The organism is Microcystis sp. M113S1 (assembly GCF_020246945.1).
Lineage (GTDB): Bacteria > Cyanobacteriota > Cyanobacteriia > Cyanobacteriales > Microcystaceae > Microcystis.
In genome coordinates, this window is record NZ_JADBSA010000413.1 from 1 (window position 1) to 3,720 (window position 3,720).

The following is a 3,720-nucleotide window of genomic DNA, read 5'->3' on the forward strand; positions in this document are numbered from 1 at the left end:
AGGCCGAATTTGAAGTCTTTTCTGAACGAAACCCCCTACTATCTGTGGTCAAGGTTCAGTTTTTAGCTTGGTTATCGCTTTTTCCATTGTAGCTTAAAGCCGTCGTAAAACGACGGGGTTTTAACCCAAATTTTCGATAATTAGATTAACTGCCGTAATTTTGCTTGTAAAGTCTTTTTGCCGAATTTAGTTAGAGTTTGTTGACGCAACCATTGGGGGTGACAACGTTGATCGTGACCTGCCAAAATTTCTAAACAAGCTTGAGCCACCTTTTCGGCATCTCGATAGGGAACGCGCCACCCCACCAAACCATCCTGCAGCGGTTCTGCTGAACCGTCCTCATCTCCAGAAATCACGGGAATACCACAGGCCATCGCTTCTAGGTAAACAATCCCGAATCCTTCCCGGGAGGGCATAACGTAAGCATCGGCTAAACGATAATGGTCGGCTAATTCCTCCGTTGGGACAAAACCCGCGAAAATTACCTGTTTATCCACTCCTAACTGCTTGGTTAAAGCTTCTAACCTGGGGTGGTCGTCCCCACGTCCAATGACTAGATATTTTACTTCGGGATAAGTCTCTAGAATTGTCGGCAGAGCCCGAATGGTAACATCTACCCCTTTATGGATATCCCCCGACCACAACCGGGCCACTGTTAATAAAACTTTGGCATTTTCCACATCATATTTTTTGATTAATGTCAAGGACTTTTCGCCTAAATTAAACTTTTCCTCATCCACCACACAGGGGAGAATTGCTACTTTTTTGGGATCGATAGCGTTAGCCTTACACATAAGATCGCGAGTGTAACGGCTAATTGTCCAGATCGATGCGGCCGCTTGCAGGGCCTGTTTTTGGGAATTTGGTAAAGGTTCCCAGACTTCATTGCCGTAGGTGAGGACGGTGTAGGGTATGCCTAAAGCTTGACAGTAAAGACGGGTGAGGGGGGCTAAATTTATATGACCACAAAAAACCCGTTGGGGACGTTTCCGGAGGAGAGAAACTAGAAACTTACGGGCTAATTGGATGCGCCCGAGAGTTGCTGAGTTATTTTTCAGGTAATGAAAGGTAATACCTTGATTTTTGAAAGGATTAGGACAATCAGGGGCATCCCGCAGTAAAAAAACCTCGGCCGCCTCGCAATCGGGCAAAGTGAGATAAGCTTGCAGGACATCCTTGATATATGATTGAATACCGCCTTCTTGGGAAAAAATCTCTAAAAATAGGAAGATATGAGGCATCATAGAACGTCAGCGTCAAAAAGTTTTAGGTTTGGCGAAAAAATTTTCCCCGATCTCTTATCTGTACTATCACACTTTCTTGATCTATTTCGATCGTCCCCCAAGTAATAGATCCTAACCGCTAACAGTCCGAAAAAGAACAATCTGGCCGATCTTCTCGCTTGTAACTGCTAGAATAAGGAGAATTCCGATGCTGATAGCTAAAATAACTGATATTAGTCAGTTTAGCTCATAATGCTGGTCAAGGCGATAGATAAAAAGTGAAGGACGGGGAAATAGTCAGAATTTTCCCGGATGCCAAAGATAAAGCCATTTCTTTGTCCCCAGTGTCATCGGGGAATCTTCCCCTTTTAACGCTAGATATTTTCAGGAATTACTAGAGACAAAAAAAATTAAAGTTCCTCAACTGCTCTGACAAAGGTTACAAATGCCCCCAGAACGGTTAAGCTTATTTTAATCTCTGTAATTGCTTTTATGGCTCATTTGACTTCTGAAAGACTCAATTTAACCACAAAAATCGCCTATGGTGCTGGCGATTTGGGACCGGCTATCACTGCCAATATTTCGGTATTTTACCTGCTATTTTTCCTCACTGATGTGGCAGGATTACCAGCAGGATTAGCTGGTAGTGTGCTGATGGTGGTGAGAATTTTCGACGCTATTAACGATCCGATTATTGGAATGTGGAGCGATCGAACTCGTACTATTTGGGGTCGTCGCTTACCATGGATGTTATTGGGGTCAATTCCCTTCGGAATTAGCTATTTTTTACTGTGGTTAATCCCGACTAATAACCAATTATGGCTATTTTTATATTATATTTTTATCGGTATTATCTTTAATTTAACCTATACAGTAGTCAATCTTCCCTACCAGGCACTCACCCCTGAATTAACCCATGATTATAATGAGAGAACCCGCTTAAATAGTTTTCGTTTTGCCTTTTCCATCGGGGGCAGCATTCTCTCATTAATTCTCTATATTATCGTCTCATCGTCCTATGCCAACGATCTCCATCAAGCTTTTTTATTGTTAGGTGTAGTTTGTGCTTTAATGTCGATTATAGCAGTTATTTGGTGCGCTTTAGCTTTACAAGAACGAGGAGCAAAAGCGATTCTCAATTCTCCCCAGAAAAAAGTTTTGGCAATTGCTTTTATAGTTATCGGTGCGCTTTCCTTGGTCTATGGACTAGGAAAAATTGGGGTGAATCCCAGAGACTTTATCGCTATTTCCACAATTTTATTAGGAATACAAGGGATAGTTTCGGGGTTAACCCTTTACTATGGCAAAACTGAAAATCATCTCAAGGATAGCGCGGCAATTAAACAGAGAGAAGCGGATAATAATACCGAAACTATTCCCCTGAAAGAACAATTAAAAATAGTTTTTGGTAATCGTCCCTTTTTATACGTTATTGGCATCTATCTTTGTGCTTGGTTAGGAGTACAATTAACCGCCTCGATTTTGGTTTACTACGTCGTCAGCTACATGAGACTATCGGAAGCAGCATCGGGTTTAGTCGCTTTGGCAGTACAGGGAACAGCTTTAGTGATGTTATTTTTTTGGCAAGCAGTTAGTCAGAAATTAGACAAAAAGATAGTCTATTTTTTAGGGATGACATTCTGGATTATTGCCCAAATTGGTTTATTTTTGCTCCAACCCGGACAAATAACTTTAATGTATGCTTTGGCAGTTTTGGCAGGATTTGGCGTATCTGTGGCCTATTTAATTCCTTGGTCAATGGTTCCCGATGTGATTGAATTAGACGAATTAGAAACAGGAAAACGTCGAGAAGGTATTTTTTATGCTTTCATGGTACTTTTGCAAAAAATTGGTTTAGCTTTGGGGTTATTTCTTGTCGGTATTGCGCTAGAAATATCAGGTTTTAAACCAAGAATCCCAGGAGAAGCAATTCCCCTGCAGCCAGATAGTGCTTTAATAGCAATTCGCCTAGCAATTGCTCCTTTACCAGCATTTTTTCTGATCATTAGCTTAATTCTTGCCTATTTTTATCCAATTACTCGCCAAGTTCACGCCGAAATTTTAGACCAATTAGCAACAAGAAGACAAGAGGAAAAGTAAACATCAGTTTTTTGAGAAACACTGTCAGTTAAACCCCGTAATAATTTTTCTTCTTCAGGTTCCAATCGTTTTGTAAATTATCAAGACAAAGTTATACTAAATCCGTTGAGTATAGGCTACTTATGAGGATAGGCACTCATGCAAGAGGGGAAATAAATAATTAGGGTCTGCTGAAAAAGTTTTTCGATGGGGGTTGGGGGTTGGGGGTTGGGGTGTGGGGTGTGGGGTGTAGGGTGTGGGGTTTTACCCATTTTCAGGTGGTCAACTACCTAATTTTCAGGGAAAAAGTGCTTAAATTTCCCCCCGATCACTCCCCTATCCAGTACTTTTTGATTGACAAAAGGTCTAACAGTCTTACCCAACAAGGTTTTTAGATTTATTCAGCAAGCCCTAATTA

General features: G+C 41.2%; 2 protein-coding genes. One reads left to right on the top strand and one right to left on the bottom strand.

The features are described from left to right. Positions 1 to 140: 140 nt before the first annotated feature. The gene (locus tag IM319_RS21145; RefSeq protein ID WP_287736828.1) at positions 141 to 1,244 is read right to left on the bottom strand and encodes a glycosyltransferase family 4 protein; all 1,104 of its coding nucleotides are present in this window, start codon (positions 1,242 to 1,244) and stop codon (positions 141 to 143) included. 471 nt (positions 1,245 to 1,715) lie between these two features. Between IM319_RS21145 and IM319_RS21150 the strand changes: the two genes are divergently transcribed. Next, positions 1,716 to 3,323 carry an MFS transporter gene (locus IM319_RS21150; RefSeq protein ID WP_287736829.1) on the top strand — a complete coding sequence of 536 codons (1,608 nt, stop codon included), beginning with the start codon at positions 1,716 to 1,718 and terminating at the stop codon, positions 3,321 to 3,323. Positions 3,324 to 3,720: the final 397 nt, after the last annotated feature.

What these genes read in the sequence shown, in the direction of transcription:
- IM319_RS21145 (WP_287736828.1), bottom strand. Translation starts at nt 1,244, where the DNA reads ATGATGCCTCATATCTTCCTATTTTTAGAGATTTTTTCCCAAGAAGGC.
- IM319_RS21150 (WP_287736829.1), top strand. Translation starts at nt 1,716, where the DNA reads ATGGCTCATTTGACTTCTGAAAGACTCAATTTAACCACAAAAATCGCC.